Here is a 26,927-nt window from a genome sequence, read left to right as displayed (position 1 = left end):
CTATTTTAGAAGGTCTTCCGAATCTTGCCAGCTACTTCTTGTCCCCAAAGTGTATAAACTTCCTTACTCGGATGAAAACCATCTGCAGCCATTTGTAAATTCATGGCACGATACTTCTCAATATCGTATTCAATCCATTGCATATTCACTTGCTGATTCACAAAATTTTCTAGTTGCTGGTTCATCTGTTTAGCATACTGGCCAAATAGCCAGGCTAAAGGATTCGGTAGCGCCGGAAACATATTCATTGGCGGCACACCGGCAGCAATGATCAGTTTCGGACTAAATTTTTGCTGAATTTTACTATAAAGCTGTTCCTGTTTCTGAATCCAAACCTCGACAGGTATCAGTTTGGTCACATCATTGACGCCAACCGACGTGACGATTACATCATAGTGCTGGACTTCTATTTGGTCCAAAGCATGAATTACTTTTGAGCTGGTATCGCCTGTTTTGGCCTGTAATTTCCAGTCAATTTCAAAGTCATCTTTCAGTTCATGCAGAATTGCACCCAGTAATGCGTCATCCTGATGTTCTACTCCTACACCTGCTGCTGCCGAATCCCCTAAAATCAGCAGAGACAGTTTGTTGCCGGTTCCGGTTTGACCTTCACGTGCACCTTCAGGTTCCGGCAGTCTTAGGGTATTTTTCTTGACACGATTACCCTGAATGACAAGTGCAGGAATCAAGGCAATGGTGGCGGCTTTCAGCAACATAGCGGGCTAATTTATATAGGGATATACTTAATTTTACCTGAGTTTATTCTTTTGAACTATTTCCTCAACAGTCATTTTAAATGAATGTTCACCTAAATTTAACTAAGATAGGATTCTTGCAAAATACAGGCTTATACATCTTGCCATTGGGTAAAACATCAAGGATAAATATAAAAAAATCCCGCTTAAAAACGGGATTTCTTATGGAAATTAAAGCTTAGATTTTATAGTCATTCCAGCGATTCATACGCTTAAAAGTTCCCACATCATTAAAACGCACGCCCACTTCTTTCATTACTTTATGCGCCGTTTTGGACGTCAGTTGACGGATATAAAATGGCTCTTTGACCACAAAATGATGAATCGCATGGGTCGAACCAAAATTACAGCAGAATAACTGGAACGGAACCATCCACCATGGATTGAGCACTTGGGTTTGTTTGATCACATCACGTGGATCAATATCGCCATAGTAATGCATATTTGAGCTGACAAACTGCAAGCTAAAAGAACGGATAAAGTTCGGAATCACCCAGATGACTGCCAGCAGATTTACAATCGGCATCGCGTCGACAATGCCTTGCGACCAGAGCATCTCATAACCGAATAGCGGTGAAACTGCATTTAAACCATGAAAGACCACAAACAGGTAGCACAATCCATAGTAAATAATGCTGAGAGGTAAAAAGCCAAATAGCTGAGAAATCATGGCAATTTTACGTTCTTTTTCAGGCTGTTTTTCCAGAAAAAGATGAATCATTTTAATCATCTGAAATGGACGCAGATACACTGACATCAACTGGTCACTAATCACCAGAATTCGGCGAATGCCCCAAGGCATACCATTACTGATGCCACGTTCTTCCAGGTCATGTTCAGTGCCTGAATATTTATGATGATGCAAATGTAAACGACGACGTGCCCACGGACTGATGGTGTTTGGACGTGCCAACCAGACCAGTGCCAGCATCAGATGATGTGCCCAAGGTGTTTTTTTGAAATACATATAATGAATCAGGTCATGTTCCAATTCATGGGTCAATGACGCAAAAATCGCAATCAAGGGAATGGTAAACCATGCTGAGAGATAACCTGTTCCATATGCTACCGCGCATGCAATCATGCCTGCCCAGGCAAAGCTTAAAATACTCGCACCTATAAAGTTCTGATGTTTGAGTATGGGATAACGAGCACGCACCTCTTCCCCGGCCTGGGTAACGATACTTCTGACCTTGGAGATTCGCTGCTGGTCAGTCATATCCGCAGATGTAGACATATGGACAACCTTTAATTTCTGAACGGTTGCACATTAAAGGAAATTCTAAAAAAGAGAAGTTATCTTTCCACTTTTAGAGTGAGTATGTCTAAGTTTTGGACAGTTTGGAAAAGTTCTTAAAATTGGCGAAAATTAGGAAAAGTAAAAGATGGTCTTTCTCATGAAACAAAAATTTAAAAGTAATTGATTTAATTGCAAATTCATCAATAAAATAAAAATATAATTTTTGATAATTTAAAACTTTATTTTAATAATCAATATATTAGGATTTATAAAATTTCGCTTTTTTGTAAATTCAAGCTATACATTTTTTAGAAAAAAATACTGATTCAGAAATTTTTCTCAGTTTGTCATAAAAAATAAAAAGAGAAGCGCTCTAGCTTCTCTTTTTATAGATCTAAGAGCGCTTTTAACCTAACTTGTTCACCAGTTTAAGTGGTAATACTTTCATGGCTAGACCGAGTGGCAACCAAGGCCATTTCGGCACATAAGCCTTAACTGGTGCTTTTTCAATTTCTGCTGCCAATAAACGCGAACCAGTTTTTTCATCTACTTCAAAAGGTAGCTTTTTTGCCCCTTCATTAATTTCAGTACGAATATATCCTGGGAAAATGGTGGTCACTTTTATTGGCGTATTGATCAATTCAGCTCGAATGCCTTCCGCTAAATGAGCCACGCCGGCCTTACTTGCACCATAAGCCGTTAAATGTTTTGGCATACCGCGCATTGCACTCATAGATGAAATCATCACCAGATGGCCAGAGTTTTGTACACGGAAGATTTCAACTGCAGCTTCACATTGTGCTAATGCCGAAATAAAGTTGGTTTCAACCGTGGCTTTATTGATAGCAAAATTACCTTTACCAATCCGGCGGCCCTCACCGACACCAGCATTCACAATAACTCGGTCAATGGTGCCAAAGTCTTCTTTAAAAGCACGAAACACTTCAAACACTTGATCGTAATCGGTGACATCTAGTGTTTTGGCAATGACTTTGATGCCATATTGGCTTTCCAGTTCCTGCTTTAAGATTTCCAGACGCTCCAAACGACGTGCACAAATCGCCAGGTTATAGCCTTTTTTCGCAAATTCACGTGCCATACCGGCGCCGATCCCTGAACTTGCACCGGTAATTAAAATTGTTTTAGCCATGTATTTACCCTATTCCTTTATTTTTCTAGCGTATTAGGTTTTAAATCCAGGTCAATAAGTCTGGACGCTGTGCTTTAATAAAATGATGTTCATTTAAACTGAGTAGTTGCGGTTCATTACCCACCAGACGTAGTGTCGTGATACTGGTATTGGTAATCGCCCAGTTCAGAGCAAAGGTTTTCTCCGGACTAAGGCCCAAAATTTTGCCTACAGCCACAGAAATCACCCCACCTGAGGTATAAACTACTGCATAGCGTGGTCGGCTTTTGGACAACTGGTCACACAGATTTTCTAAGCCGCTTTCCACGCGTGCTTTGAAACTTGGCCAAGATTCATCATATTCATGGTGATAATCATCGCCAGTCCAGCGTGCAATGGCACCGCTAAAAATCTTGCTCAGATAATCCCGTGGATTTTCATGTTCTGATACATCCTGTTTCAGCAATTCAGGCTGATTAAAGCGCGGCTCATAACGGGCGAATACCTGCTGATGATTAAATTCATTCCAGGCACTATCGGTCAGAATCTCACTTTCCGGAAAACATTTGTCCAGTGATAATTGCGCTGTCTGTTGATGGCGTTGCATGGAACCAGCCACCACATAAGGCGCTTCTTTCAGGATTTCGTCAAAATAGCGACCCAAAAGCTTTGCCTGTAACTCGCCGTTGGGCGAAAGTTGATCGTAACTTTCTGCGCCAAAAGAGGCCTGGCCATGCCGGATCAAGTAAATGGTTGTCATTTTGGCATTATCTCTTTAAATTTAAGCACATACTTTTGTGCAATCTCATTGGCTTCCAGTTTTTGCTTGCCAATCAGTTTTAAGGCACGAATATGCAAGGCATGAATCACCACCCAAAAATCCTTGAACGCTGGATTATTAGTCTGTTTATGGTAATAACGATAATAGATCTGCTGGGCAATCACCGCGAGACGGAAAATTCCGAACACCTCATAAAACGCCCAGTTTTCCGGTTGCAGGCCGGTTTTTCCCAAGTAGTAATCCACCACTTCTTTACGGGTAAACATACCTTTTAAATTGGTCGGCTGGCGACGTGTTGCTTTAAAAATGGCATTATCCGTATCTTCTACCCAATAAGCCAAAGCAGAACCCAAGTCCATCAGCGGATCACCCAGGGTGGCCATTTCCCAGTCCAGTACGCCAATCACTTCAGTCGGATTTTCCGGATTCAAGATGACATTATCAAAACGCCAGTCATTATGAATGACACAGGTTTTAGAATCTGAAGGAATATTATCTTTAAGCCAGTTGCGTACATATTTAAAGGATGGAACATTAAGCGTTTTGGCCTTTTCATAACGGCCATCCCAGCCTTCTACTTGGCGGCGACAATAGCCTTCACCCTTACCGAGATTTTCAAGTTCAGTCCCTTGATAAGGCACCTGATGCAGTTCGATCAGTTTATCAATCACATTGATACATAAAATCCGGATATCGGATTCAGTAAGCTGCAGCTCAGGTGGTATTTTGGCGCGAGGGATAATTCCTTCCAGACGTTTCATGACATAGAAATCACAGCCAATCACTGATTCATCCTGACAAAGCGCCACCATTTCAGGCACCACCGGATAATGTTCAGACAAGGCTTTTTGTACATGATATTCACGTGCCATATCATGGGCTGATTTGGCTTTGGTACCTTGCGGCGGACGACGTAAAATTAGATCGGCATTGGTATACTGTAAACGGTAGGTCCAGTTTGAAGCTCCGCCTGAATATTGGGTCACTTGCACAGGGCCTTCAACATTCACATTTTGCTGAATTAGCCAATTGGTGATGGCTTGTACATCCAGTTCTTCACCTGCACGAACTGCTCCACCTACATCAATAACCGCCATAATTTTTCCTTAAAATTTTTTAATACGTTGCAATTTTCTAGTTAAAGCCAGCTTATTTTTTGCGACGAGTACTGTAGCCACGTTTTGCCAGTTCCAGTTTGGCAATCATGCCCTTATGCACTTCGTCCGGGCCATCAGCCAAACGCAAGGCACGTGCCTGAGCAAAAAATCCGGTTAATGGTGTATCCCGAGAAACACCGGCACCGCCGTGGATCTGGATGGCCATATCAACAACTTTTTCCAGCACACTTGGCGCAACGACTTTAATTGCAGAAATTTCAGTCAGTGCTGCCATATTCCCTAAAGTATCCATTTTATAGGCGGCATACAAGGTCAAAAGACGTGCCTGATCAATCGCAACCCGTGCTTCCGCGACACGCTCCAGGTTGCCACCGAGTTTTAAAATCTCTTTGCCAAATGCGCTACGGCTCATACCACGGTCAATCATCAACTCTAAGGATTTTTCCGCAGCACCAATACAGCGCATGCAATGATGAATACGGCCTGGTCCTAAACGACCTTGAGCAATTTCAAAACCCTGACCGGCGCCACCAATAAAATTCGCTACCGGAACGCGGACATTTTCAAAACTGACTTCGCCGTGGCCATGTGGTGCATCGTAGTCACCAAACACTGGCAGCATACGTTCAATTTTTACCCCTGCGGTATTTACCGGAACTAGAACCATCGAATGCTGATGATGACGGTCTTTTGTTTCATCTGGAGTATGTGCCATAAAAATAATGATTTTGGCGTTAGGATCGCCCAGACCTGATGACCACCATTTACGGCCATTCAAAACAATCTCATTACCTTCCACCATCGCCGTTGCCTGCATATTGGTGGCATCACTGGATGCAACTGCAGGTTCAGTCATACAAAAGACTGAACGGATTTTTCCTTCTAAAAGTGGCATCAGCCATTCTTGTTTTTGTTCTTCAGAACCATAACGCCACAATACTTCCATATTGCCGCTATCTGGCGCATTACAGTTAAATACGACTGGTGCAATCAGGCTACGACCTGAAAGTTCGGCAATATGTGCATATTCCTGAACTGATAAACCTTGGCCACGTTCAGGACAAGGGAGAAACATATTCCAGAGGCCAGCTGCCTTGGCTTTGACTTTTAAGCTTTCCAGTTCTGCTGGCCATTGCCATTTGGTCCAGTCACCGCCTTGATTCAACTCATGAACCTGCTGCCAGAAATCAGCTTCAACTGGTTCAATTTCCTCAGCAATAAATTTTTTGGTTCTATTTAAATAATCTTGTGCACGTGCTGAAAGCTCAAACATCTCTTTATCCCTCTAAATATTCTAATTCATACCCTTTACAACACCTTAACCCAAAACCTATTATGAATAAAATGATTTTACCCCATACATTATTATGCATAGTATTCATTCTAAAACAGTCATGGACCTGCGAAATTTTCATCGTATCGACATTAACCTTTATCCGCTTTTTATAGCAATTTATGAGCAGAACAGTATTTCTAAAGCTGCACAGATTTTATCAATTAGCCAGTCTGCTGCCAGTCATGCTTTGCAACGTTTAAGACAGCATTTACAGGATGATTTATTTGTACGTACTGGTAGCAAAATGCAGCCTACGCCGTTTTCAGAACAGATCTATCCTGAAGTAAAAAAAGCACTTTTTGCGATTCAACATATTTCAATACAGCATCAGCACTTCAGACCAGAAATGATTCAGAGTTTGAAAATTGCCGTTCATGATGAAATTGAGCCAATGATCTTTCCCAGACTGGTTCAGCACTTTCAGCAACTCAATCTGGAAATTCAACTTAGCAGCATGAAGCTGGACCGTAAAAATATAGCAGCAGACCTCGCCTCTCAACAGGTCGATTTTGTCATAGATCTGGAACAAAATATTGCTGACAAAATCCAGTTTGAACGCTTGGTGCAAGATGAATTTGTAGTTTGTACTCAACTAAAGGAGATGAATGAAAAGATTTATCTGGCCTCACCTCATATTGGCGTGTCATCACGCCGTACTGGTGTTTTGGTTGAAGATATTTATTTAAGCCGTAAACAATATTCACGACAGATTTTTTTACGTTGTCAGCATTACTCAACTGCTCTGCAAATTTTGGAACAACAAAAGACAGCCATGCTCACGATTCCTAAAAATGTATTGGCACATTTACAATTAGCTATAAGTCTAAATATTTTTGAAGTCCCTGTTGATCTGCCGAAAATTAATATGGGGATGTATTGGCATAAGGATTTGCAAGACAATAAGAGACATCAATTTTTGAGAAGTGAAATTTATAAAATTTTCGCTTAGGCTATTTATAAAGGAGTTAAAATTGCTTAGGCTATTTAAAATATTATTTTTTGATGGCTGTGGATTTGCCTTATCAGTAAAAGAATATACTTAGGCTATTTTAGCTGGTACAAAACTAAACACTGAGTGATTAGCTTTTAATCCGTAGAGCTACTGGCTTTGCTCTAAAATGGCTCGACTTTTAGCTGTGATTTTACAGCTGGTTTTGCTGATTTGGATCTTGCCTTTGTTAAATCTCTCCACCACCTGGCAAATTGTGCTGGGCCTCGTACTGCTATGTTTTTCTTATTATCTGCTGCATAAAATTACAGTTTATTTAAAAGATGTTTTCCGCCCTTTTAAGAAAGGCAAAAAATACTGGTGCCGTGTAAAAGCCGTAAGTGATGGTGATACCCTCACCTGCTATCGTTTTAACTTCCGTCGCTCTGAGACCAAATTGCGCTTTGCCTTCGTTGATGCCCCTGAATCATCGCAAGCCTATGGTAAAGAATCGCAACGTCTGGTCAAAAGCATGGTGAATAATAAAATGGTTCGGGTCAAGATAACCGACATTGACCGTTATGGCCGCTGTGTCGGTGTGGTCTATCGCTATCGCAAAAATATCAATGAAGAGATTGTCAAACGTGGTGCAGCGTGGGTCTATGAAGAATATATCAAAGATAAAAACCATTTACGCTATATGATGGAGCTGCAAAATAAAGCTAAGAAACAGAAAAAAGGCCTTTGGAAAGGCAGTCGCCCTGTACGTCCAAGTGTTTATCGTAAGCAGGTAAAATCGTAAATTTGATTTTGTCAAAGATGAATTGCAAATGATAAAAAGTGATCAGGACATTCTGATCACTTTTTTTTCACTCATTTTAGTTTTACTAATTTAATAAGCCAAATGCACCAGAAAGCGGAATGCGCCAGCAATCAGGGCCAGCGTTAAAAATCCTGCCAGCCACAACCCTACAAACCATAATGCCTGTTTGCCTTTCATGACCACTCCTTAATGATAGCCATCATCGCCGACCCTGACCTTATGCCGGAACACCCAATATGACATACCAGTATAAATCACAATAATAGGAATCAGGATCAAGGCACCAATCAAGGCAAATAGCTGGCTATTTTCATGCGCTGCTGCCTGCCAGATAGTCACGCTCGGCGGAATAATATATGGCCATAGACTGATCAAAAATCCGGTATAGGCGAGGAAAACCAGAACCAGCATATAGGTAAAAGGGCCTAATTCACTGCGTTTTTTACAGGCACGTAAAGCCAGCCAGGTAAACAGCAGAACCAGAATTGGAACGGGCATAAAATAAGTAAATTGTGGCTGACTAAACCAGCGTTCGGCAATCTGTGGATGGGTCAACGGCGTATAAATACTGACAGCACCCAATATGATCAGCAAGGCAATAATCAGCTTAGGCATTAGTTTAAACATTCGATCCTGTAAGTCATCTCCGGTTTTATAGATCAGCCAACCACAGCCTAATGCTGCATAGAGCACCACCACACTGATTCCGGTAAAAATACTGAATGGAGTGAGCCAGTCCAGACCTCCACCAACATAGACACCATTTCGAGTTTCAATACCCTGAATATAAGCGCCTAAAATCATCCCTTGCAGGAAACTGGTGATCGCAGAACCACCGATAAAGGCTTTATCCCACCAATGCTTGCTGCGGTTTGCCTTGAAGCGGAATTCAAAAGCTACGCCGCGGAAAATCAAGGCAATCACCATCAGAATAATTGGCATATACAGCGCCGAGAGTACGGTCGAGTAAGCAAGTGGGAAGGCTGCAAACAACCCTGCACCGCCCAAAACCATCCAGGTTTCATTGCCATCCCAGACCGGAGCCACGGTATTCATCATGACATCGCGTTCATCCTGATGCGGAAAGAAAGGAAACAAGATGCCGATGCCCAGATCGAAACCATCGAGAATGGTATAAATCAATACACCCAAACCAATAATCACAATCCAGATTAATGATAAATCAATCATTTTTTATCCTCCTGATCCGGTTGTTCAGGAACTTCTTCGATACGTTCGCGAATACTGCTTAATGGTCGACGCGAGGCCTGAACCACATCGCTATCTGATTCATGATCTGGTCGGGTATGAATAAACTCTGGACCTTTGTGCATCAGGCGCAACATGTAGTAAATTCCGATACCAAATACCACACAATAGACGACTACAAAAATAATCAGGGTTAGCCCCACCTGTTCAGCGGAAACCGGTGACAATGCATCCTTGGTACGCATGATGCCGTATACCACCCAAGGCTGACGGCCGACTTCTGTGGTAAACCATCCCGCCAGCATGGCAATAAATCCAGAAGGTCCCATAATCAAGGCAAATCGGTGCAATGCACGGGATTCATAAAAACGGCCTCGGGTACGTGCCCACGCTCCCCATAATGCCAGTAACAACATCAGCACGCCCAGTCCAACCATAATCCGGAAGCTCCAGAACACCACCAGTGAATTCGGCCGGTCTTCAGGTGCAAAGTCTTTAAGTCCCGTAACCTTTCCATCCATCGAGTGGGTTAGAGTCAGGCTACCCAAGTTGGGAATTCCGATTGCATATTTGGTTTCTTCGGCCTCCATATCTGGAATACCAAAGAGATATAAGGGCATGCCTTCATCATGATTGGTTTACCAGTGCCCTTCCATGGCTGCAAGTTTGGCGGGCTGATGCTCAAGGGTATTAATACCGTGCATGTCACCGACGATGACCTGCAAAGGCGCTAGTACCAGAAGCAGCCACATGGCCATGGAAAATGAAGTTTTAACTAAAGGATCACGACGGCCTTTGATCAGATGCCATGCGGCTGTAGCAGCGACCAGTAGGGCGGAAACCAGAAAGGCAGCCATAGCCATATGCGCCAGACGATAAGGGAAAGATGGGTTAAACACGATAGCAAGCCAATCTTGCGGCACAATTAGGCCATTTTCAATCGCAAAGCCTTGTGGAGTCTGCATCCAGCTATTGGAGGATAAAATCCAGAACATGGAAATACAGGTTCCTATCGCAACCATCAAGGTTGAGAAAAAGTGCGCCTTTGGTCCTACCCGTCCCCAGCCAAATAACATGATGCCCAGAAAGCCCGCTTCCAGAAAGAAAGCGGTGAGTACTTCATAGGCCAGTAAAGGTCCAGTTACACTGCCTGCTACCCGGGAAAACTCACTCCAGTTGGTTCCAAACTGGTAGCTCATGACCACACCAGAGACAACGCCCATCCCGAACGCCACAGCAAAAATTTTTACCCAAAATTTGAATAGATCCTGAAAAATCGGGTTTTGAGTTTTGAGCCAGCGCCATTCCAGAATGGCCAGAAAGCTGGCCAAGCCGATTGAAATTGCCGGAAAAATGATATGAAAAGATACAGTAAAGGCGAACTGTATTCGTGCTAACTCTAATGCAGTTAAACCCAGAGTCATAAGCTTCACCTATGCATTGTTATTTGGCATCTTTGCCCTTCAATTTTTAAGTCATGAATTTTTCTAGTGACATGGCTAGCTTAGGCGTGGCTGTTATAAAAAGTATGTAGTCTTTTGTTGATTATTTTTTAATCAGGTTAAACTGTGTAAACGCTGCTGGCAGATAAAATATTGCTCTCAATCATTTTTAAAACTCTTCTCTTGAGCTTTGGATAAAACAGGCGTAAATTAGGCCTAAATTTAGTTACCTAGGTTAACTAACTACATGTTTTCCGAATCTCCCCGACTTCGTACGCTGTTATTACGCTGCGCACGACTGATGAGCGATGAGATCAATACGATCTTGTTGTCATCACAATTGAATTATTCATTATGGCAGGTGTTATACGTTATCCAGTCAAAGCAGCAATGCACGCTGGCAGATATTTCCAGTTATCTCAATGTATCCAAGCCCGGCATTACCAAGCGGATTCAGCAACTGGTTGAACTCGATCTGATTGCCCAACTCGAAACTGAAGATAAGCGTCAAAAGCTGTTCAAGCTGAGTGAGCAAGGAATTGAGACCTTTGCGATGTGTTCCACCCAGATCGATGCATTTGAAGATCAGTTGCTTGAGCACATTGCATCAGATGATCTTGAAGGCAGCAAAAATACCTTGATGCAACTCATTCAGCAGTTATATCCCTCATCTCAGGACAGACCTCAATGAGCCAAGAACAAGAAGCGCCTTTATGGACGCCCAATTTTATCCTGATCAGTCTGGTAAATTTCCAGCTGGTTCTGGTGTTCTACTTGCTGGTGATCGTGATTGTCGGCTACTCGGTTGCTGAGCTAGGTGCGTCGACTGCGCAAGCCGGTTTGGTATCCGGTCTGTTTATTGTGGGTACGTTATTCGGACGATTATTGATCGGAAAATTACTGAATCGTCTGGGCCTAAAAAATACGCTTGTCATTGGTTTGACTGGTTTTCTTCTCTTTTCCGGACTGTATATGATTCCGGCCAAGCTGGAGGTTTTATTAGGTATCCGGCTGATACACGGCTTTATGATGGGTATGGCTTCTACTGTACTGGGTACAGTGATTGCACAGACCATTCCTGCCACACGGCGTGGTGAAGGAATTGGCTATTTCAGCATGAGCAGTACCCTTGGCACAGCGATTGGTCCCTTTGTCGGAATCTGGTTGATGACAAATTTTAATTATCAGGTAATTTTCATCTTTACCAGTATCGTTGCGCTCAGCTGCCTGATCTGTGGACTGTTTATCCAGCCACCACGTCTTAAAGCCAGTACGCTAAGCTCATCATCTACTCCACAAAGCACCAGCAAACTGGCCCAATATATTGAACCGAATGCCTTACCCATTGCCGTGATTGTGTTGCTAGTAGCGACGTGTTATTCAGGTATATTGTCGTTTATTCACTTTTATGCCAAAGAAATCAATCTGGTCGAAGCAGCATCATTCTTTTTCTTAATGTATGCCTTTGCCATTTTGTTGTCGCGCCCTTTTACCGGCCCACTTATGGACCGTAAAGGCGAAAATATCATTATCTATCCTGCCATTGTGATTATGGCACTAGGGATTTTTCTGCTGAGTCAGGCACAGAATTCTGTGATGTTACTTACTAGTGCAGCATTGCTCGGTTTTGGTTTCGGGAATATCCAGTCGGTCTGTCAAACCATTGCCGTGAAAAGTACGACATTGCAGCGTATGGGACTCGCAACCTCAACCTTCTTTATTGCCCTGGATGCCGGTCTTGGTTTTGGCCCTTATTTCCTGGGTATGCTGCTGGATCAGATCGGTTATCGCCAGCTTTATCTGTTCTCGGCGCTGCTCACCCTGAGCTGTCTGGTCTGGTATTACCTGCTGCATGGCCGTAAAGCAGGAAAAGTACAGCCTTCTCATTAAACGCTTTTAAAAGCGCCGGCTAAACCGGCGCCGGTATTCCAACGGCGTCAGGCCAGTTTTTTTATGAAATAAACGGCGGAATGAACTTGGGTCCTGATAGCCGACATTTTGCATAATCACATCCACAGCTTGATCGGTTTCTTCCAGTCGTTTACGTGCGGCTTCAATCCTGATCGCTTGTAGATACTGATTGGGCGGTATGTCTAAGGCTTGTTTAAAGCGTCGAATCAGGGTTCGGCCAGTCACATTAAACTGTTCCGCTAGCTCGTTTAAACTAAAATCTTCATGAAAATGCTGCTCTAGCCAGTTCTGGACTTTTTGTACCAGTTCATCATGGTGCGGCTGGCCAATATTCAGCAATGAATAAGACAACTGGCTATCACGGCGGTAATCAATTACGAAAGATTTAGCCGATTGCATGGCCACCTCAAAGCCATACAAGCGCTCAATCAGATGCAAACCCAGGTCAAACCAGGCCAGACCTCCACCCGCACAATAGATATTCTGATCCCGGCTAATCATCAGATCGGCATTCAGTTTCACCTTAGGATAGCGTGAACGAAACACTTCCTGAAAACCCCAATGTGTTGTTGCAATCCGGTCATCTAAAATGCCTGCTTCTGCCAGAAAAAAATTCCCCGTACAGTTTCCTGCAATTAAAGTCGCCTCTGCATGTGCAGATTTTAAAAAATGAATCAGTTCTGGATTCTGTTGCAATACATCCTGAATCGGTGCAGCGATGGTCGGTACCACCAGAATATCTGCAGTTTGAATCTCTTGATAAGAAAAATGTGCCTGCAACTGCAGCCCATTGATACACCGAATCGGATGTCCCTCCGGACTGGCGATACTCACCTTAAACAGGCGCTGTACGTCCTGCTGCTGGATCCGGTTCCAGCTTACGCCAGCCATGGTAAATAAATCGACCACACCCGTAATGGCCGAAGCCAGAGCCCCATGAAAGCCTAAAATCACCACCTGTTGCATACTTTACTAATTGTCACTTTTCACCCGATTCATGTCATTATTGACAATCCTCCTCAATAAAAGCAACTGCTAGTCTTGATGCTATCTCAAGGATTGCACATTCAGGATAGTACCGTGACCCAACTGATTAATGATAAAGATCTGCATTTCCAGCTTTATGACGTATTCAAACTTGAAGCGCTGACTAAACTGCAACGCTATCAGGATCATGACAAAAATACTTTCGACAGTATTCTGGAAACGGCAAAAGGTATCGCGACTGATTATTTTGCGCCGCATAATGCCAAAGCTGATCAACAAGAACCGAACTTTGATGGCAAACAGGTCAAAACCATTGATGAAGTGAAGACAGCCTGGCAACAGTTTGCCGATGCCGGCCTGCTTTGCGCCCAGCATGATTATGCAGATGGTGGCATGCAACTGCCCACTTTGGTGAATATGGCCTGCAATGCTTATTTTATGTCGGCCAATCCGTCCACCGCGGCTTATTCTTTTCTAACGGCCGCTGCGGCGAACCTGATACAGGCTTTTGCCTCCCCAAAACAAAAGCAAATATTCCTACCGCATATGTTGAGTGGCCGCTTTGCTGGCACCATGGCCATGACAGAGCCGAATGTAGGTTCCTCTTTGGGCGATCTGACCACTAAAGCCATTCCTCAGGCAGATGGAATTTATAAAATTAAAGGCCAGAAAATGTTTATTTCGGGTGGCGATCAGGACATTAGCGAAAATATTGTGCATCTGGTCTTGGCGCGGATTCAGGATGCGCCGCAAGGCGTGAAAGGAATTTCCCTGTTTATCGTACCAAAATTCAAAACCAACGAGGATGGTTCACTCGGTGAAGCTAATGATGTACAGCTGGCTGGCTTACTGCACAAAATGGGCTATCGAGGTACTACATCTACAGTTTTAAGCTTTGGAGAAAATGATAATTGCTTAGGCTATTTAATTGGTGAACCCGGTCATGGCTTAAAATATATGTTCAAGATGATGAATGAAGCACGTGTGGGTGTCGGTCTGGGCGCAGCCATGATTGGTTATCGTGGCTATCTGGAATCTCTGGATTATGCTAAAAACCGTCCGCAAGGCCGGCCAGTTCATGAAAAAACACCTGACTCGAAACCAGTGAATATCATTGAACATACCGATGTCAAACGCATGCTACTGGCGCAAAAGTCATATGTAGAAGGTTCGCTGGCACTTTGCTTATTTGCAGCCCGATTAATTGATGAACTTCAGGCAGCTCAAGATGAAGATAGTGCAATTCTGCTTGATCTCATCACCCCGGTGGTCAAATCTTTCCCTTCTGCCTATGGTCCGAAAGCCAATGATCTGGCTATTCAGGTCCTGGGCGGCGCGGGTTATACTCGTGAATATCCGGTGGAGCAATGTTACCGTGATAACCGGCTCAATCCGATTCATGAAGGAACTTACGGCATTCAATCTCTGGATCTGCTGGGACGTAAACTCTGGCAGCATAATGGCAAAGGGCTCAATCTGCTCATGCAGCGCATCCAGAAGACCTTGTCAGAGATTCATGAACCTAAGATAGTGGAACTCGCAAAGATCTATAAACAGCATCTTGCCACTGTGCAAAAGACTACACAGATTTTAGGCCAGGCCTTGCATCAAGGCAAAGTCAGCGAAGCTTTGGCCAATTCAGGCCTGTATCTGGATATGATGGGTAAGACCATCCTAGCCTGGCTATGGCTGGAAATGGCGAATCAGGCTCAACTCAAGTTTGGCACATCTTCGCAGGCAGAAGATCAGACTTTTCTGGCAGGGAAAATTCAGGCAGCTCAATATTTTATTCGCTGGGAACTCCCTGAAATTGAACATCAGGCCAAATTACTGATGCATCTGGATGATACTTGCCTGAATATGCAAGCCGACTGGTTCTAGGCAGAATTAATCAAAAAATGCGCCTTTATCGGCGCATTTTTATTTTGTAATTCATTAAGCTGTAGAGTTATTTACACCAAATTTTTTAAATAGCTTGGCACGCTTGGAAGGCAAGATATTAGCCTTACTTAAATCGCCCTGATAGTGCTGATATACCCGCTGATCCATGATTTTGTACCATAAAGGTGGAATCAAGGCTGGAATCAGCATGGTTGCATAACCGCTGGGTAATTCTGGCGCTTCATCAAAATGCCGCAACGCCTGAAATGGACGGCTTGGAAAAGCATGATGATCAGAATGGCGTTGTAACTGATACAAAAACAGATTAGTTACGATATTGTTGTTATTCCAGCTATGTTCCGGCAAGGTTCGCTCATAACTGCCATCCGCTTTCTGTCCACGTTTCAGTCCGTAGTGCTCGATATAATTCACAATCTCAAACAGGCTAACGCCATAAAATGCCTGTGTCAGTGTATAAGGAATAATTTTCTTGCCATACGCCTTTAGCATCAAGGCATGATAGCCGGCACTCATGGCCCAACCATGAAACAGCTCATTTTCCTGATTAAAGAATTTCAGTCCCTTACGCTCGAGCCGTCTTTTTTCAATCTGGATTGCAGATTTTAATCCGCCTATTACGGTACGTGGCCAGAAACGGTAAAAAGATTCACCCATTTTTGAAGATGCCGGATCTTCAGGCGTGGCTACCCGTTTATGATGTCCATAAGGATGTTCAATCCGGAAATGGTTATAGCCCAAAGGCATCAGGCTGGCATGAGACCAGTAATGGTCTTTTTTCTGTGGACGATGGCTGAGTTCATGTGCGGTATTCACCCCCACACCATTAATCGCACCCATAGAAACTCCCAGCAATACCTGATCTAGCAAAGACATATTTGGGCGACTTACGACATAGCCAGCAAAGGCATTGGCTGCCATTTGTAAGGGAATAAATGTTTTTACAATGCGGTCATAATAAGGATCGTTAACCAGTGCCTTGATCTGCTCATCATTTGGGTTATTGGCATCATCGCCAATCAGAGCATCCAATGTCGGAATGATGACATGCAATAATAAAGGCCCGCCCATTGCAAAGACTTTTTGAGTGGCTTTAGGACCAAAATGATAACCGGCCAGAATTCCCATTCCGATCACAGGCAGACCTGGGCTGAGCAACCAGCCAAAACGTTTTTTATCCAGCTTTACACCTTTTAGTGCCGACGCTTCCTGCGTAAACTGCGCTTTCTGGATTTGTGCAGGGGCATTCATTGCGACCTTCCTTTTTTATGTTACTCTGCACTTATAGTTGAATATTTCAGCAGCCGCGAACAGTATTCAACGTCCAGAAAAGCTATGTCAGCGTCTTTGGCACATGCTGCCAAATTCTGGCCTAAAATCACAAAGTTAAAAAATTTATAGTCAATTAAATGAAATAAAACAGAAGAATAGAGTTAGGCATGGATGCTTTAAGTAAAATTTTTGATGATATTCATCTGGAAAAATCGGAATATCTTTATCTGAATGTGTTTCATCCGGGCGGCTTTGACTATCAACATGAACCCTTTATGCTGGCCTATATCCTGTTACAAGGACAGGCGCAATTAAAGTTCATGAATGGTGATCGACTGGAGCTGCAACAAGGTGATCTGGTGCTATTACCCGCAGGTTCCTCCCATCATGTTTCCTGCCCAGACAATGCCGATTTTTCTGAGCACCATGCGATTAATCCTTATTTTCAGAGCAATGTACAGCAATGTATTGATCTCAATCGGGAAAATTCGGCGGATTATAGTTTCATACTGGCTATTCGTTCTAGCTTGGATATCCAGATGGCCAAACCTCTTTTGAGTGCATTACCTAAATACCTGCATATTCAACATATTCTGGGTGATACGGCGCCAGAATGGTTACAGGTTGGCTTGCAGTTTCTGGCACTGGAAACCCAGCAGCTTCGTCCCGGACGTGACAAGATTCTGGATCATCTGGTCAGTATTTTACTGATTGAATGCGTACGTGATTATATTTTAAACCTGGAAAATGCCTCGAGCTGGCTAAATGCGCTCTCGCATCCGGAACTATCCAATGCACTGGCAGCGATTCATGGCAAACCTGAACAATTCTGGACTGTAGAAAGTCTGGCCGAACAATGTCATATGTCACGTTCCAAATTCGCCCAGTTATTTACCCAGATTGTCGGTGAACCGCCCCTTGCCTATCTGCAACAGCACCGCCTGCGTCTGGCAGCGCAATATTTGAGAAATAGTGGATTTGGTATCCAGCAGATCGCTTATCTGGTTGGTTATTCATCCGAGACGGCGTTTAGTCAAAGTTTTAAAAAACAGTTTGAACAGACGCCGACCCAATACCGGCTGAATTGTCAGAAGAACCAGTCTTTATTACCAGACTAAAATTACTGGACTAATGCCAATACTGCTGTGACCGGATCTTCGCTATTGCCAGAAAGTAGCTGCTTGTGCATGGTGATATGCTGCATAACCTGAATCTGCGCTGCTTCAATATCCATCAGTTTTTCAATTTCAGCTGCCAGATTTTCAGGTGTAGCAGCGGATTGGATGAGTTCTTGAATCACTTTTTTGCCAGCAATTATATTTGGTAATGAAAAATATGGGATTTTTACCAGTAATTTGGCAATTCGATAGGTCAGCCAGTGCAATTTATAAAAAGTCACCATCGGACGGTGCAGCAACATCGCTTCAAGCGTTGCTGTTCCAGACGCCAGTGCAATGATATTGGATGCATTCATGACCTGACGGCCAATTTTGGACTCAGCGCTGGTATTTTCCATCAGGCGAATTTGGGCTTTTAAGCTCTCAGGATAAGTGGCCAATAAACTTTCGATTTGCTGTTTACGCGCATCATTAATCGCAGGAATCAGAAAGGTATAATCCGGATGTTTCTGATGCAGAATATTGGCAGCATCCAGAACCAAAGGTCCCAAACGCTCAATCTCGCCACGACGACTGCCTGGCAATAAGGCAATATATTTCTGATGTGGATCCAGACCTAATTCTGTCTGAGCATCCAGAATCGGATTTTCAAGCGGCAACTGACTGGCGAGCGGATGTCCAACAAAAGCTGCCGGAACATCCCATTGCTTGAAAAAGGCTTTTTCAAATGGAAATAGGCACAGTACCAGATCAATACTGGCTTTAATGCCATGTATACGGCCTTGACGCCATGCCCAGACCGAAGGACTGACGTATTGCACGGTTTTAATCGGTAACTGTTTTTGTTTAATGGTTTTTGACAAACGCAGGTTAAAATCAGGCGCATCAATCCCGATAAAAATATCGACCGGATCTTTAGTCCAGGTTTCCACCAGACCATCCCGCACAGCAAACAGTTTTTTAATATCTTTTAAAACTTCGACAATGCCCATCACCGATAAAATATCCATCGGATAATAGCTTTTAAAGCCTTCAGCGATCATTTGTGGCCCACCGATACCTTCAAATTCAGCATCAATGCCTTGCTCACTAAAACGGCGAATCAATTTTGCGCCAAGCGTATCTCCAGAAACTTCACCGACCACGATTCCAATTTTAAGTTTTCGATTTAGCAAGTGGGTTTCCTCTCAGATCCGCATGGAAATTTATTGAATCGGGATTCTAACATAATCCTATGGCTATTCCGGAAGAAGCTTAAGTATCTTCTAATTTTAAGAAACCCACCGTTTAGAATAACTTAGTCAATAAGGGAGCTTGCATAAAAAGAATTAAATCGACATTTACAGGTACATTCAATTAGACAGAAATGGGGCAAATCGGACAGTTAAAATCAATCATTATATTCGCACTTTATACATAACCCAGTGAATAAACATGAAAGATCACCTAATATTCTTCACCTAGCTTTATCTTTTTTATGCATAAGTAAATCAATAATCAAGACAACGACTTATATCCAAAAGTCATAAGATATGCTCGTTTTTTGATTTTGGCATATATGCATGTTTGGTCCGATTGAATTTATTTTAGCAGGCGTTCTGGTAGGTTTTTGTGTAGGTGTCACCGGTGTCGGTGGCGGTTCATTAATGACGCCAATTCTTATCAGTTTATTCCGGATTGAACCGCATATCGCGATTGGTACTGACCTGCTCTATGCCGCGATTTCTAAATTCTGTGGCTCGTTTGTGCATGCCAAGAAAATGAATATTGTCTGGCCGATTGTGATCTGGCTGGCCGTTGGCAGTATTCCCGCATCTTTTGCAACGCATTGGGTACTCGAGAACTATCTGAGCCAATCGACGCATTACAAAGCCGTCCTGACCATGGTCTTGGGCTTTATGCTGACTATTACCGGCTTATCCATTCTGTTTCGCACCCAGATCGAAAATCTTTTTAATAAATACAGAAAACAAGAACTACCGGATATGACGCAGGATCTGGAAAAAGTGAAGCTGCAAGCCAAAGAAAAGCGCGTTGCTATCATCATCATGGGCATTATCTTGGGCATATTTGTCACGCTATCTTCAGTGGGTGCCGGTGCATTTGGTATCATGGCACTTGTAGTGATGTTCCCGAATCTGCCGATGATTCGTATTATTGGCTCTGACGTGGTGCACGCGGTATTACTGACACTGGTTGCAGGGCTGGGTCATATGTCTTCAGGCAATGTCGATTTCATGCTGCTCATGTGGTTATTGGTGGGGTCTATTCCGGCGATTATTGTCGGCACTTTACTCAGCTCACGTATGCCGGAAAAACTGATCCGCAAAATTTTAGGTATTACCCTATTTGCCCTCGGTGTAAATTTCATGATTAATCCTGTGAAATCAAAACCGGCTCAACCTGCTGAAACAGCAATGATAATTGTGAATCAAAATTCCCCGTCCGTTTAAGTTAACTATCCGATTCATCACTTTTTTTTCAAAGAAGTATTCATCTTTTTTATAACAAAGTGACGCATCATTCATGTTATATTCGGGCTATTAAACAACCTTTTGTATGATCGAACCAGTGACGGCAATGAATACACAACAGTCAAATCCTATTTCAGCATCAGATATTGATGACGTGAATATCCACAGCATGATTCCTCTTGTAACCCCTGCTGAGCTTAAAGCAGAGTTACCGTTGACTGAAACTGCTTATCAAACCGTACTGCATGGTCGTGAAACGATTCGTAAAATTCTGGATGGTGAAGACAAACGCCTGTTCGTTGTAATTGGCCCTTGTTCTATCCATGATCCGGCGGCGGCGCATGAATATGCTGAACGCTTAAAAGTACTGAGCGAAAAAGTTAAAGACAGCTTATACATCGTGATGCGGGTTTATTTTGAAAAACCACGGACTACCGTAGGCTGGAAAGGCCTGATCAATGACCCAGACATGAATGATTCATTCAATATTGAAAAAGGTCTGCGTATCGGTCGCAAGCTATTACTTGAACTGAATGAAATGGGCTTGCCATGTGCCACTGAAGCACTTGATCCAAACTCGCCACAGTATTACCAAGACCTGATTTCATGGTCAGCAATTGGTGCACGTACCACAGAAAGCCAGACCCATCGTGAAATGTCTTCTGGCCTTTCTTCACCAGTCGGCTTTAAAAATGGTACTGACGGCGGTTTAACGGTCGCGACCAATGCGATGCAATCTGTGAAACATGGTCACAGCTTCCTCGGTCTGAATGATCAGGGTCAGGTGGCTGTGATTCGCACTTCAGGCAATCCTTATGCTCACGTGGTACTGCGTGGCGGTAATGGCAAACCGAACTACGATGCAGGCTCGGTTGCCGATGCAGAAGCTGCTCTAGCCAAGGCCAAAGTCAGCACCAAGATCATGATTGATGCCAGCCACGCCAACTCTAACAAAGACCCGTACCTGCAACCACTTGTACTTAAAAACATTTCCGAACAAATTCTTGATGGAAACAAGTCAATTGTTGGTATTATGGTAGAAAGTCATCTTAAGGGTGGTCGTCAGGACATTCCGGCGAACCTGAATGATATGGAATACGGTCAATCCGTTACGGATGGCTGTATCGACTGGGAAACGACTGAAAAAGTTTTACTCGACATGCATGAGGCATTGAAAGACATTTTACCTAATCGTTAAATGATCTGACCAACGCCATCGCCAAGATGGCGTTTGCATTTCTAGAACAAGGAAAATTTATCTGATGAATGATATTGAAACGGCATTAAGCCAGATTGAGAATTTTCAGTTCATACACGAACATCTGTTTAGCTCCGGTCAACCGACCACTACCCAATTACAGCTGATGAAAGAATACGGTGTATCTACTGTCATCAATGTGGCGCTGACCGATAGCGAACAGTATCTGCCGCATGAAGATAAAATTTGCCTTGAGCTGGGACTGAACTATATTCAGGTTCCGATTTCCTGGGAAACCCCTTCAGACAATCAATGCCTGCTGGTACTGGACCTGATCGATCATCTGGTAAAAGAGCAAATGGTCTGGGTACATTGTTCGCAAAACTACCATGTCAGCTGTCTGATGTATTTATATCGTCAATACTATATGGATATGGATCTGCCTACAGCACAAGAACACTTGCATCAGATCTGGGAACCGAATGAAACCTGGACCGGTTTAATGCATGCGGTTGCTCTACAGCTACAAGGCCGTAAAGCAACTCAGGAACTGGAACTTTCCTTGATTAATCCGAATTATTTTGCCTGATTTTATTTGCTGTGGCTCAATAGCACGGTTGCCATGGACATAATTCCTTCCTGACGACCGGTAAAACCTAACTGTTCAGTGGTGGTGGCTTTGATACTGATTTGAGTCACATCAACATCCAAGACATCTGCAATACTTTGACGCATCGCCAGATTGTGTTTAGCCAGTTTTGGACGTTCACAGGCCACGGTAATATCGGCATTATTCAGGTGATAACCACGATCCAGAATTAGCTGATAAACATGCTTGAGTAGTACCCGGCTATCCGCACCTTTAAACTCAGGATCTGTATCGGGGAAATGCTGGCCAATATCTCCCAGCGCCAAAGCACCCAACAAAGCATCACAGAGTGCATGCAGCACTACATCACCATCCGAATGTGCTTTCAGACCGTGAGTATGCGGAATTTGAATGCCTGCCAGAGTGACAAAATCACCTTCTTCAAATGCATGCACATCCAGCCCCTGGCCAATACGAATTTGTGCGATCACCTTATACATCCTTTAGAAATAGCCCATTGAAATCTTGTACACTTGCTTTCTATTTCGCTATAGTTAGACCAAGCGTAACACAGTGAAAGTATAAGCGATCATGCTACTGAAAACTGATATAAATATGTTGAAAATAATTGGCCTGATGCTCGGTCTGGGGATGATTTCTACGGGTAGCTCAGCGATCACAATGGATTGTAGCGATGACAGCAAAAAAACGGCTGCCATGAATAAAGTCTGCTCAGCATCGCTGGCTGAATCTCGTGCAAAACTCGCAGACCAATACTTTACTGCTTTTCTGATTACCGATGCGCCTGTGCGCTTATTGCAAGATAGCCAACAATTATGGGCGACCCGTTTACAGCAATGCAAAACGCTAGACTGTTTTAAACAGCAGTTTGAATGGCGTTTAGATGATTTAAATGTCTATATTTCACTGAATCAAAGTCTGACCCAGCATTATATTAAGTTTGAACAGGGACAAATCGCCAAGCAGCCTGTACATCTCAAGATTCATCAACTGACCAAAGACCGGATCAAGATTGAAGGCCTAGCCTATCGTAATCCGAATAACCGGACCGAGAAACAGATCATTCCTTTTTTAGCCTATACCACGCCTGAGACAAAAAACCAGATCACCGATAATGAAAATGACTGCCGCTATGAGTTTAACTATAGTAAAGCCATTTTAGCGGTCAGTAGCCAGCAGAAAGGCTGTGAACGCTTTACCGGTATTTATCGACTATATGATTGATTTAATTTAAAAATATTAAAATTTACTGTTATATAAAATGATATCTTTGATGTAAAAAATAGCCCGCAAGCGGGCTATCAATTTAAGCTGGATAGTATTGCGCAATTTCCTGACTAATCATCGCAGCCGTTGCAGCTGATAAAGTCCAGCCCAGATGACCATGTCCGGTATTGTAAAAGACCCGCTCATGTTTGCCACGGCGTACCACAGGCATCATATTTGGCATCATGGGGCGTAAGCCTGCCCACGGAACAACATGCTCAGTACACAGGTCAAAATTACGATTGGTCCAGTCAATTAAAGGTTGAATTCGGTCAGCACGAATATCCCGGTTATAGCCATTAAACTCGGCTGTTCCTGCAACACGCAAACGATCCTTGCCTAGGCGTGACAAGACAATTTTCGCACTTTCATCTAGCAGACTGACCCAAGGTGCGTTGTTCTGGCTCTGCTCATCATTCAGTTGCACGGTAATCGAGTAGCCTTTGACTGGATAGACATTGACTCGTTCACCAAGAATCTCAGCCAGTTGATAACTGCCAACACCTGCACAGATCACAATGGCATCTGCATTAATTTCTAGAACATCCTCTGGAGAGGAATGGACATTTTCAGTACTGGGTTTGCATTTAACCCGAATATTTTGAGCCTGATGATCAATAGCGAAAACATCTTGACCAAACTCAAATTTCACGCCTTTTTGCATACAGGCTTTGGCCAGAACGGTACTAAATTTATGAATATCCCCGGTGGCATCGCTCTGGCAGTAAAATCCTGCGTAATAATCGCCCGTTAATGCGGGTTCGATCTGTTTGATTTCTGCATTAGAAATTGCGTTGCGCTCCAGACCACCGCTACACAACAGATCATTCACTTTGATCGCAACATCATAATCCGTCTTGTTATGATAAAAATGTAAAATGCCGCGTTTTTCCAGATCGAAATCAATATTTTCTGTTTCGGCAATTTCAAATAAGCGTGCTCTTGCCAGTAAAGCCAGCCGTACCGTTTCTCGGGTATTGGCTTCATAATGTTTGATATTGCCCAGAAATTCCATGAGCCAGCTGTATTTATGTATACTGAAAGAAGGATTGAGCAAAAGTGGTGCGGTTTTTTGTGACATCCATTTGATGCCTTTGAGTACCGTGGCTTTCTGGTTCCATACTTCGGCATTACAGGCAGAAAGCTGGCCGCCATTGGCAAAGGATGTTTCCATTGCCGGATATAGATGCCGATCAACCACGGTCACTTGATAGCCTGATAATGCCAGCTCATAAGCTGTGGTTACTCCAGTAATCCCGGCCCCAATCACCACGACATGACGCATAGACACCTCCTTGATTGTATTGATGTCTTTTCCCATCTGTCATGTGTACCTGAGAGCTTCGGTAGATACATTGCACATCAATGCGGCCACCTTCCCCTTCGGTGAGTGATTCAACACTTCTCTCCAGAGTCTTTATCCATTATCACAGTCCTTTTGCCTGAGAGTTTCCTGGGACCTTGCTCCTTCGGCGAATGCAGAAGCATTTCTCTCCTGCAATAATGTTTTATTATCATGAGCAATTTATATACCATTTTTAGGAGAAACACAGTTTTTATTTATGTTAATTCACGTGAATTTATCCATGATTCTTTTTTTTAATTAACAGTATACATGTGTGATAGAGGATATTGCCTAGATATTAAATTTTTAGATTTTGCTGCCGTAAGTAAAACGAGTAAGTTCTACCCTTTATAAAATTCCAGAACTTATTTAATTTTGGCGCTTAAATAAAATTTAACCTTTTTTTTGCTTAGGCTATTTTAATAATTTAAAATGTAGAGTTTTCCTTATCCATTTTAGAATTTTAGATAAGCCAAGAAAGCATCAGTACTAAGCTTACTGCTGCGACCACTGTTTGTACACTGATAATACTGGCCATTAACTCGCTATCGCCGCCATATACCCGGGTTAAAACATACGAAGCTGAAGCGGTAGGAAGTGCAAAGAACAAGACCAAAACCTGAGTAGTTAATGCATCAATCTGGAAAATTTTACACACTAAAAATGCAATCAGCGGCATTCCGAACAGGCGGCCAAAGGTTATCAGGCTGAGTGGCAACACATCACGCTGAAAACCCTGAAACTGTAAGGCTGCTCCCACACACATCAAACCGAGCGGCAAACTGCACAGTGCAATCTGTTTAAGAAACTGCTCTGCTCCAGTCCAGAGTGACAAACCAGAAAGATTAAATAAACCACCCACAATACAGCCTAGAATTAATGGATTTTTAGACAAATCCAGGATGATTTTTTTCAGCTGCATATCATGACTACGGGTAAATGCCAGCACCGATAAGATATTCACCAAAGGAATACACAGCACCATGATCACCGCGAAGATGGTCATACCTTGCTGATGAAATAAGGCACTAACAGCAGCAAGGCCAATATAGGTATTAAAGCGCAGCAAGCCCTGAACATAGACGCCGAAACGCGCATAAGATATCTGGTAAATATGACGCAAAATATACAGTGCAATACTGACCACAGCCATTATACTAAATACGACAAGCACTACATCCTGAATGACATCCATTTGAATCTTGGCAGTGGCCAGATTTAAAAACAGCATCACCGGAAACAGTGCATAATAATTTAACTTTTCTGCGCCTCGCCAAAAATCATCACTCAACCATTGCCTGCGCTTAAGTAAATAGCCAAAGCTGATCAGTCCGATGAGAGGAAATAAAGAAGTTAAAATAATATGCAGCATATGACATCCTGGTCTGTTTTCTGCCTAATCTTAAGTCACTTAGACTGAACAGAAAACTTAGCATGTTCAGGAGCTTTCCCACTACTCAATTTAAGCAGTAAAAAGCTTGAATTTCCATCAACTAATCATATTGATTTGCTGATTTTTTCTAAAATCAGCAAATGTAACGTAATCAACCGTTCTCCGACATTTTGACCCAGTGGATATGCTTCAATCTTTTCAGTCAGCTGATAGCCACGGCGCTGATAATATGCCAGCAGTTCAATACGGACATTTAATACTGACATCTGAATCACTTTCTTTTTAAATATTTCGAAAATATGGGATTCGGCAAAGTCCAATAATTGCTTGCCATAACCCGAGTTTTGCTCAGCAGGTGCAACAGCAAAGCTTCCAATCTCTGCTACTTGCTGTCCTAAGCTCACGCCAATACAACCAAGAAGCTTATTATCAATTTCCAACACAAAGAGCTGAAAATTTTCTAAATTGAGCAAGTCATATAACTGTTTTTCTTGAATACGATCACCCTGGATCATTCCTGCTTCAGTCGTCCATCCACCCGGAGTACGATAAGCTGTATTAATCAGCATAGTAAGTTGCTGAACATCAGCTTTGCTTGCCAATCGTATATTTTTATAGTGATTCATTTTATAAATAAAAAAAGTCAGACCGGAGTCTGACTTTAAAACAATTTCACTTTAAAGTTAAAGCAAA

Annotated in this window: 25 protein-coding genes, 1 pseudogene and 1 riboswitch; of the genes and pseudogenes, 10 read left to right on the top strand and 16 right to left on the bottom strand. The window is 43.0% G+C overall.

Annotation, left to right across the window (positions count from 1 at the left end; genetic code table 11):
* Window positions 1–5: 5 nt before the first annotated feature.
* From H0S56_RS06965 to H0S56_RS06940, 6 genes are all read right to left on the bottom strand, one after another.
* The gene (locus tag H0S56_RS06965; protein WP_004280437.1) at window positions 6–716 is read right to left on the bottom strand and encodes an SGNH/GDSL hydrolase family protein; all 711 of its coding nucleotides are present in this window, start codon (window positions 714–716) and stop codon (window positions 6–8) included.
* A gap of 217 nt (window positions 717–933) precedes the next feature.
* A complete protein-coding gene (locus H0S56_RS06960) occupies window positions 934–1,992 on the bottom strand; it encodes a fatty acid desaturase (protein ID WP_195725999.1) in 1,059 nt (352 codons plus the stop codon).
* Window positions 1,993–2,401: 409 nt separating this feature from the next.
* The gene (locus H0S56_RS06955) at window positions 2,402–3,145 is read right to left on the bottom strand and encodes an SDR family oxidoreductase (RefSeq protein ID WP_195725998.1); all 744 of its coding nucleotides are present in this window, start codon (window positions 3,143–3,145) and stop codon (window positions 2,402–2,404) included.
* Window positions 3,146–3,185: 40 nt separating this feature from the next.
* Complete coding sequence (locus H0S56_RS06950) at window positions 3,186–3,884, bottom strand: histidine phosphatase family protein (RefSeq protein WP_071850090.1); 699 nt, start codon at window positions 3,882–3,884, stop codon at window positions 3,186–3,188.
* Window positions 3,881–5,002, bottom strand: coding sequence for a phosphotransferase family protein (locus H0S56_RS06945; RefSeq protein ID WP_195725997.1), 1,122 nt, complete (start codon window positions 5,000–5,002; stop codon window positions 3,881–3,883). Before H0S56_RS06945 ends, H0S56_RS06950 begins: the two co-directional genes overlap by 4 nt.
* 52 nt (window positions 5,003–5,054) lie before the next feature.
* On the bottom strand, window positions 5,055–6,296 hold the full coding sequence (locus tag H0S56_RS06940) for an acyl-CoA dehydrogenase family protein (RefSeq protein ID WP_195725996.1): 1,242 nt from the start codon (window positions 6,294–6,296) through the stop codon (window positions 5,055–5,057).
* Between the two features lie 94 nt (window positions 6,297–6,390).
* On the opposite strand from H0S56_RS06940, the gene H0S56_RS06935 reads away from it, so the two are divergent.
* Both H0S56_RS06935 and H0S56_RS06930 read left to right on the top strand, forming a co-directional pair.
* Window positions 6,391–7,308: a LysR family transcriptional regulator gene (locus H0S56_RS06935; RefSeq protein WP_195725995.1), complete on the top strand. Its 918-nt coding sequence runs from the start codon at window positions 6,391–6,393 to the stop codon at window positions 7,306–7,308.
* A 169-nt stretch (window positions 7,309–7,477) separates the two neighbouring features.
* Window positions 7,478–8,089 carry a thermonuclease family protein gene (locus H0S56_RS06930; RefSeq protein ID WP_195725994.1) on the top strand — a complete coding sequence of 204 codons (612 nt, stop codon included), beginning with the start codon at window positions 7,478–7,480 and terminating at the stop codon, window positions 8,087–8,089.
* A 90-nt stretch (window positions 8,090–8,179) separates the two neighbouring features.
* On the opposite strand, the gene H0S56_RS06925 is transcribed toward H0S56_RS06930, so the two are convergent.
* The 3 genes and pseudogenes from H0S56_RS06925 to H0S56_RS06915 form a co-directional block, all read right to left on the bottom strand.
* Window positions 8,180–8,287, bottom strand: a complete 108-nt coding sequence (locus H0S56_RS06925; RefSeq protein WP_004647088.1) for a hypothetical protein — start codon at window positions 8,285–8,287, stop codon at window positions 8,180–8,182.
* Between the two features lie 9 nt (window positions 8,288–8,296).
* The gene (gene cydB, locus H0S56_RS06920; RefSeq protein WP_195725993.1) at window positions 8,297–9,301 is read right to left on the bottom strand and encodes a cytochrome d ubiquinol oxidase subunit II; all 1,005 of its coding nucleotides are present in this window, start codon (window positions 9,299–9,301) and stop codon (window positions 8,297–8,299) included.
* Window positions 9,298–10,743: pseudogene (locus tag H0S56_RS06915) on the bottom strand (cytochrome ubiquinol oxidase subunit I). Before H0S56_RS06915 ends, cydB begins: the two are co-directional and overlap by 4 nt.
* A 265-nt stretch (window positions 10,744–11,008) precedes the next feature.
* Between H0S56_RS06915 and H0S56_RS06910 the strand changes: the two are divergent.
* Both H0S56_RS06910 and H0S56_RS06905 read left to right on the top strand, forming a co-directional pair.
* Entirely contained in the window at window positions 11,009–11,452 is a 444-nt protein-coding gene (locus H0S56_RS06910) for a MarR family winged helix-turn-helix transcriptional regulator (RefSeq protein ID WP_085064433.1), read from the top strand.
* Window positions 11,449–12,651, top strand: coding sequence for an MFS transporter (locus tag H0S56_RS06905; protein WP_195725992.1), 1,203 nt, complete (start codon window positions 11,449–11,451; stop codon window positions 12,649–12,651). The genes H0S56_RS06910 and H0S56_RS06905 overlap by 4 nt, the downstream gene beginning before the upstream one ends.
* A gap of 6 nt (window positions 12,652–12,657) precedes the next feature.
* Here H0S56_RS06905 and H0S56_RS06900 read toward each other — a convergent pair whose 3' ends face one another.
* Window positions 12,658–13,638: a GlxA family transcriptional regulator gene (locus tag H0S56_RS06900; protein WP_195725991.1), complete on the bottom strand. Its 981-nt coding sequence runs from the start codon at window positions 13,636–13,638 to the stop codon at window positions 12,658–12,660.
* Between the two features lie 78 nt (window positions 13,639–13,716).
* Here H0S56_RS06900 and H0S56_RS06895 point away from each other — a divergent pair, with 78 nt between their 5' ends.
* The gene (locus H0S56_RS06895; RefSeq protein ID WP_195725990.1) at window positions 13,717–15,540 is read left to right on the top strand and encodes an acyl-CoA dehydrogenase; all 1,824 of its coding nucleotides are present in this window, start codon (window positions 13,717–13,719) and stop codon (window positions 15,538–15,540) included.
* Window positions 15,541–15,594: 54 nt separating this feature from the next.
* Here the strand turns inward: H0S56_RS06895 and H0S56_RS06890 are convergent, their stop codons facing one another.
* A complete protein-coding gene (locus H0S56_RS06890; RefSeq protein WP_180087538.1) occupies window positions 15,595–16,809 on the bottom strand; it encodes an alkane 1-monooxygenase in 1,215 nt (404 codons plus the stop codon).
* A 188-nt stretch (window positions 16,810–16,997) separates the two neighbouring features.
* Between H0S56_RS06890 and H0S56_RS06885 the strand changes: the two genes are divergently transcribed.
* Entirely contained in the window at window positions 16,998–17,948 is a 951-nt protein-coding gene (locus H0S56_RS06885) for an AraC family transcriptional regulator (protein WP_195725989.1), read from the top strand.
* Between the two features lie 2 nt (window positions 17,949–17,950).
* Here H0S56_RS06885 and lpxB read toward each other — a convergent pair whose 3' ends face one another.
* Window positions 17,951–19,123 carry a lipid-A-disaccharide synthase gene (lpxB, locus tag H0S56_RS06880; protein WP_164542831.1) on the bottom strand — a complete coding sequence of 391 codons (1,173 nt, stop codon included), beginning with the start codon at window positions 19,121–19,123 and terminating at the stop codon, window positions 17,951–17,953.
* Between the two features lie 387 nt (window positions 19,124–19,510).
* Between lpxB and H0S56_RS06875 the strand changes: the two genes are divergently transcribed.
* The 3 genes from H0S56_RS06875 to H0S56_RS06865 all read left to right on the top strand — a co-directional run bounded on the left by H0S56_RS06875 (window position 19,511) and on the right by H0S56_RS06865 (window position 22,209).
* A complete protein-coding gene (locus H0S56_RS06875) occupies window positions 19,511–20,401 on the top strand; it encodes a sulfite exporter TauE/SafE family protein (protein ID WP_004280461.1) in 891 nt (296 codons plus the stop codon).
* Between the two features lie 127 nt (window positions 20,402–20,528).
* Complete coding sequence (locus tag H0S56_RS06870; RefSeq protein WP_174766804.1) at window positions 20,529–21,620, top strand: 3-deoxy-7-phosphoheptulonate synthase; 1,092 nt, start codon at window positions 20,529–20,531, stop codon at window positions 21,618–21,620.
* A gap of 64 nt (window positions 21,621–21,684) precedes the next feature.
* Entirely contained in the window at window positions 21,685–22,209 is a 525-nt protein-coding gene (locus H0S56_RS06865) for a protein tyrosine phosphatase family protein (protein WP_004280464.1), read from the top strand.
* A 2-nt stretch (window positions 22,210–22,211) separates the two neighbouring features.
* On the opposite strand, the gene ispF is transcribed toward H0S56_RS06865, so the two are convergent.
* On the bottom strand, window positions 22,212–22,700 hold the full coding sequence (gene ispF / locus H0S56_RS06860) for a 2-C-methyl-D-erythritol 2,4-cyclodiphosphate synthase (RefSeq protein WP_004280465.1): 489 nt from the start codon (window positions 22,698–22,700) through the stop codon (window positions 22,212–22,214).
* Between the two features lie 100 nt (window positions 22,701–22,800).
* Here ispF and H0S56_RS06855 point away from each other — a divergent pair, with 100 nt between their 5' ends.
* Window positions 22,801–23,454: an A1S_1983 family putative colistin resistance protein gene (locus H0S56_RS06855; RefSeq protein ID WP_039902244.1), complete on the top strand. Its 654-nt coding sequence runs from the start codon at window positions 22,801–22,803 to the stop codon at window positions 23,452–23,454.
* An 82-nt stretch (window positions 23,455–23,536) separates the two neighbouring features.
* Here H0S56_RS06855 and H0S56_RS06850 read toward each other — a convergent pair whose 3' ends face one another.
* From H0S56_RS06850 to H0S56_RS06840, 3 genes are all read right to left on the bottom strand, one after another.
* A complete protein-coding gene (locus H0S56_RS06850) occupies window positions 23,537–24,781 on the bottom strand; it encodes a D-amino acid dehydrogenase (RefSeq protein ID WP_195725988.1) in 1,245 nt (414 codons plus the stop codon).
* Window positions 24,782–24,916: 135 nt separating this feature from the next.
* Window positions 24,917–25,004, bottom strand: a riboswitch (glycine riboswitch).
* A 300-nt stretch (window positions 25,005–25,304) separates the two neighbouring features.
* Window positions 25,305–26,213 (bottom strand): AEC family transporter, encoded by a 909-nt coding sequence (locus H0S56_RS06845; RefSeq protein WP_039902245.1) that lies wholly within the window; start codon window positions 26,211–26,213, stop codon window positions 25,305–25,307.
* Between the two features lie 125 nt (window positions 26,214–26,338).
* Window positions 26,339–26,860 (bottom strand): GNAT family N-acetyltransferase, encoded by a 522-nt coding sequence (locus H0S56_RS06840; protein WP_004280470.1) that lies wholly within the window; start codon window positions 26,858–26,860, stop codon window positions 26,339–26,341.
* Window positions 26,861–26,927 lie beyond the last annotated feature (67 nt).

The sequence above is a fragment of the Acinetobacter lwoffii genome, assembly GCF_015602705.1.
In the GTDB taxonomy this organism is placed as follows: Bacteria; Pseudomonadota; Gammaproteobacteria; order Pseudomonadales; family Moraxellaceae; genus Acinetobacter; species Acinetobacter lwoffii_E.
Note: the sequence above shows the minus strand (reverse complement) of the source record. Positions and strands in the feature narration are given on the sequence as shown.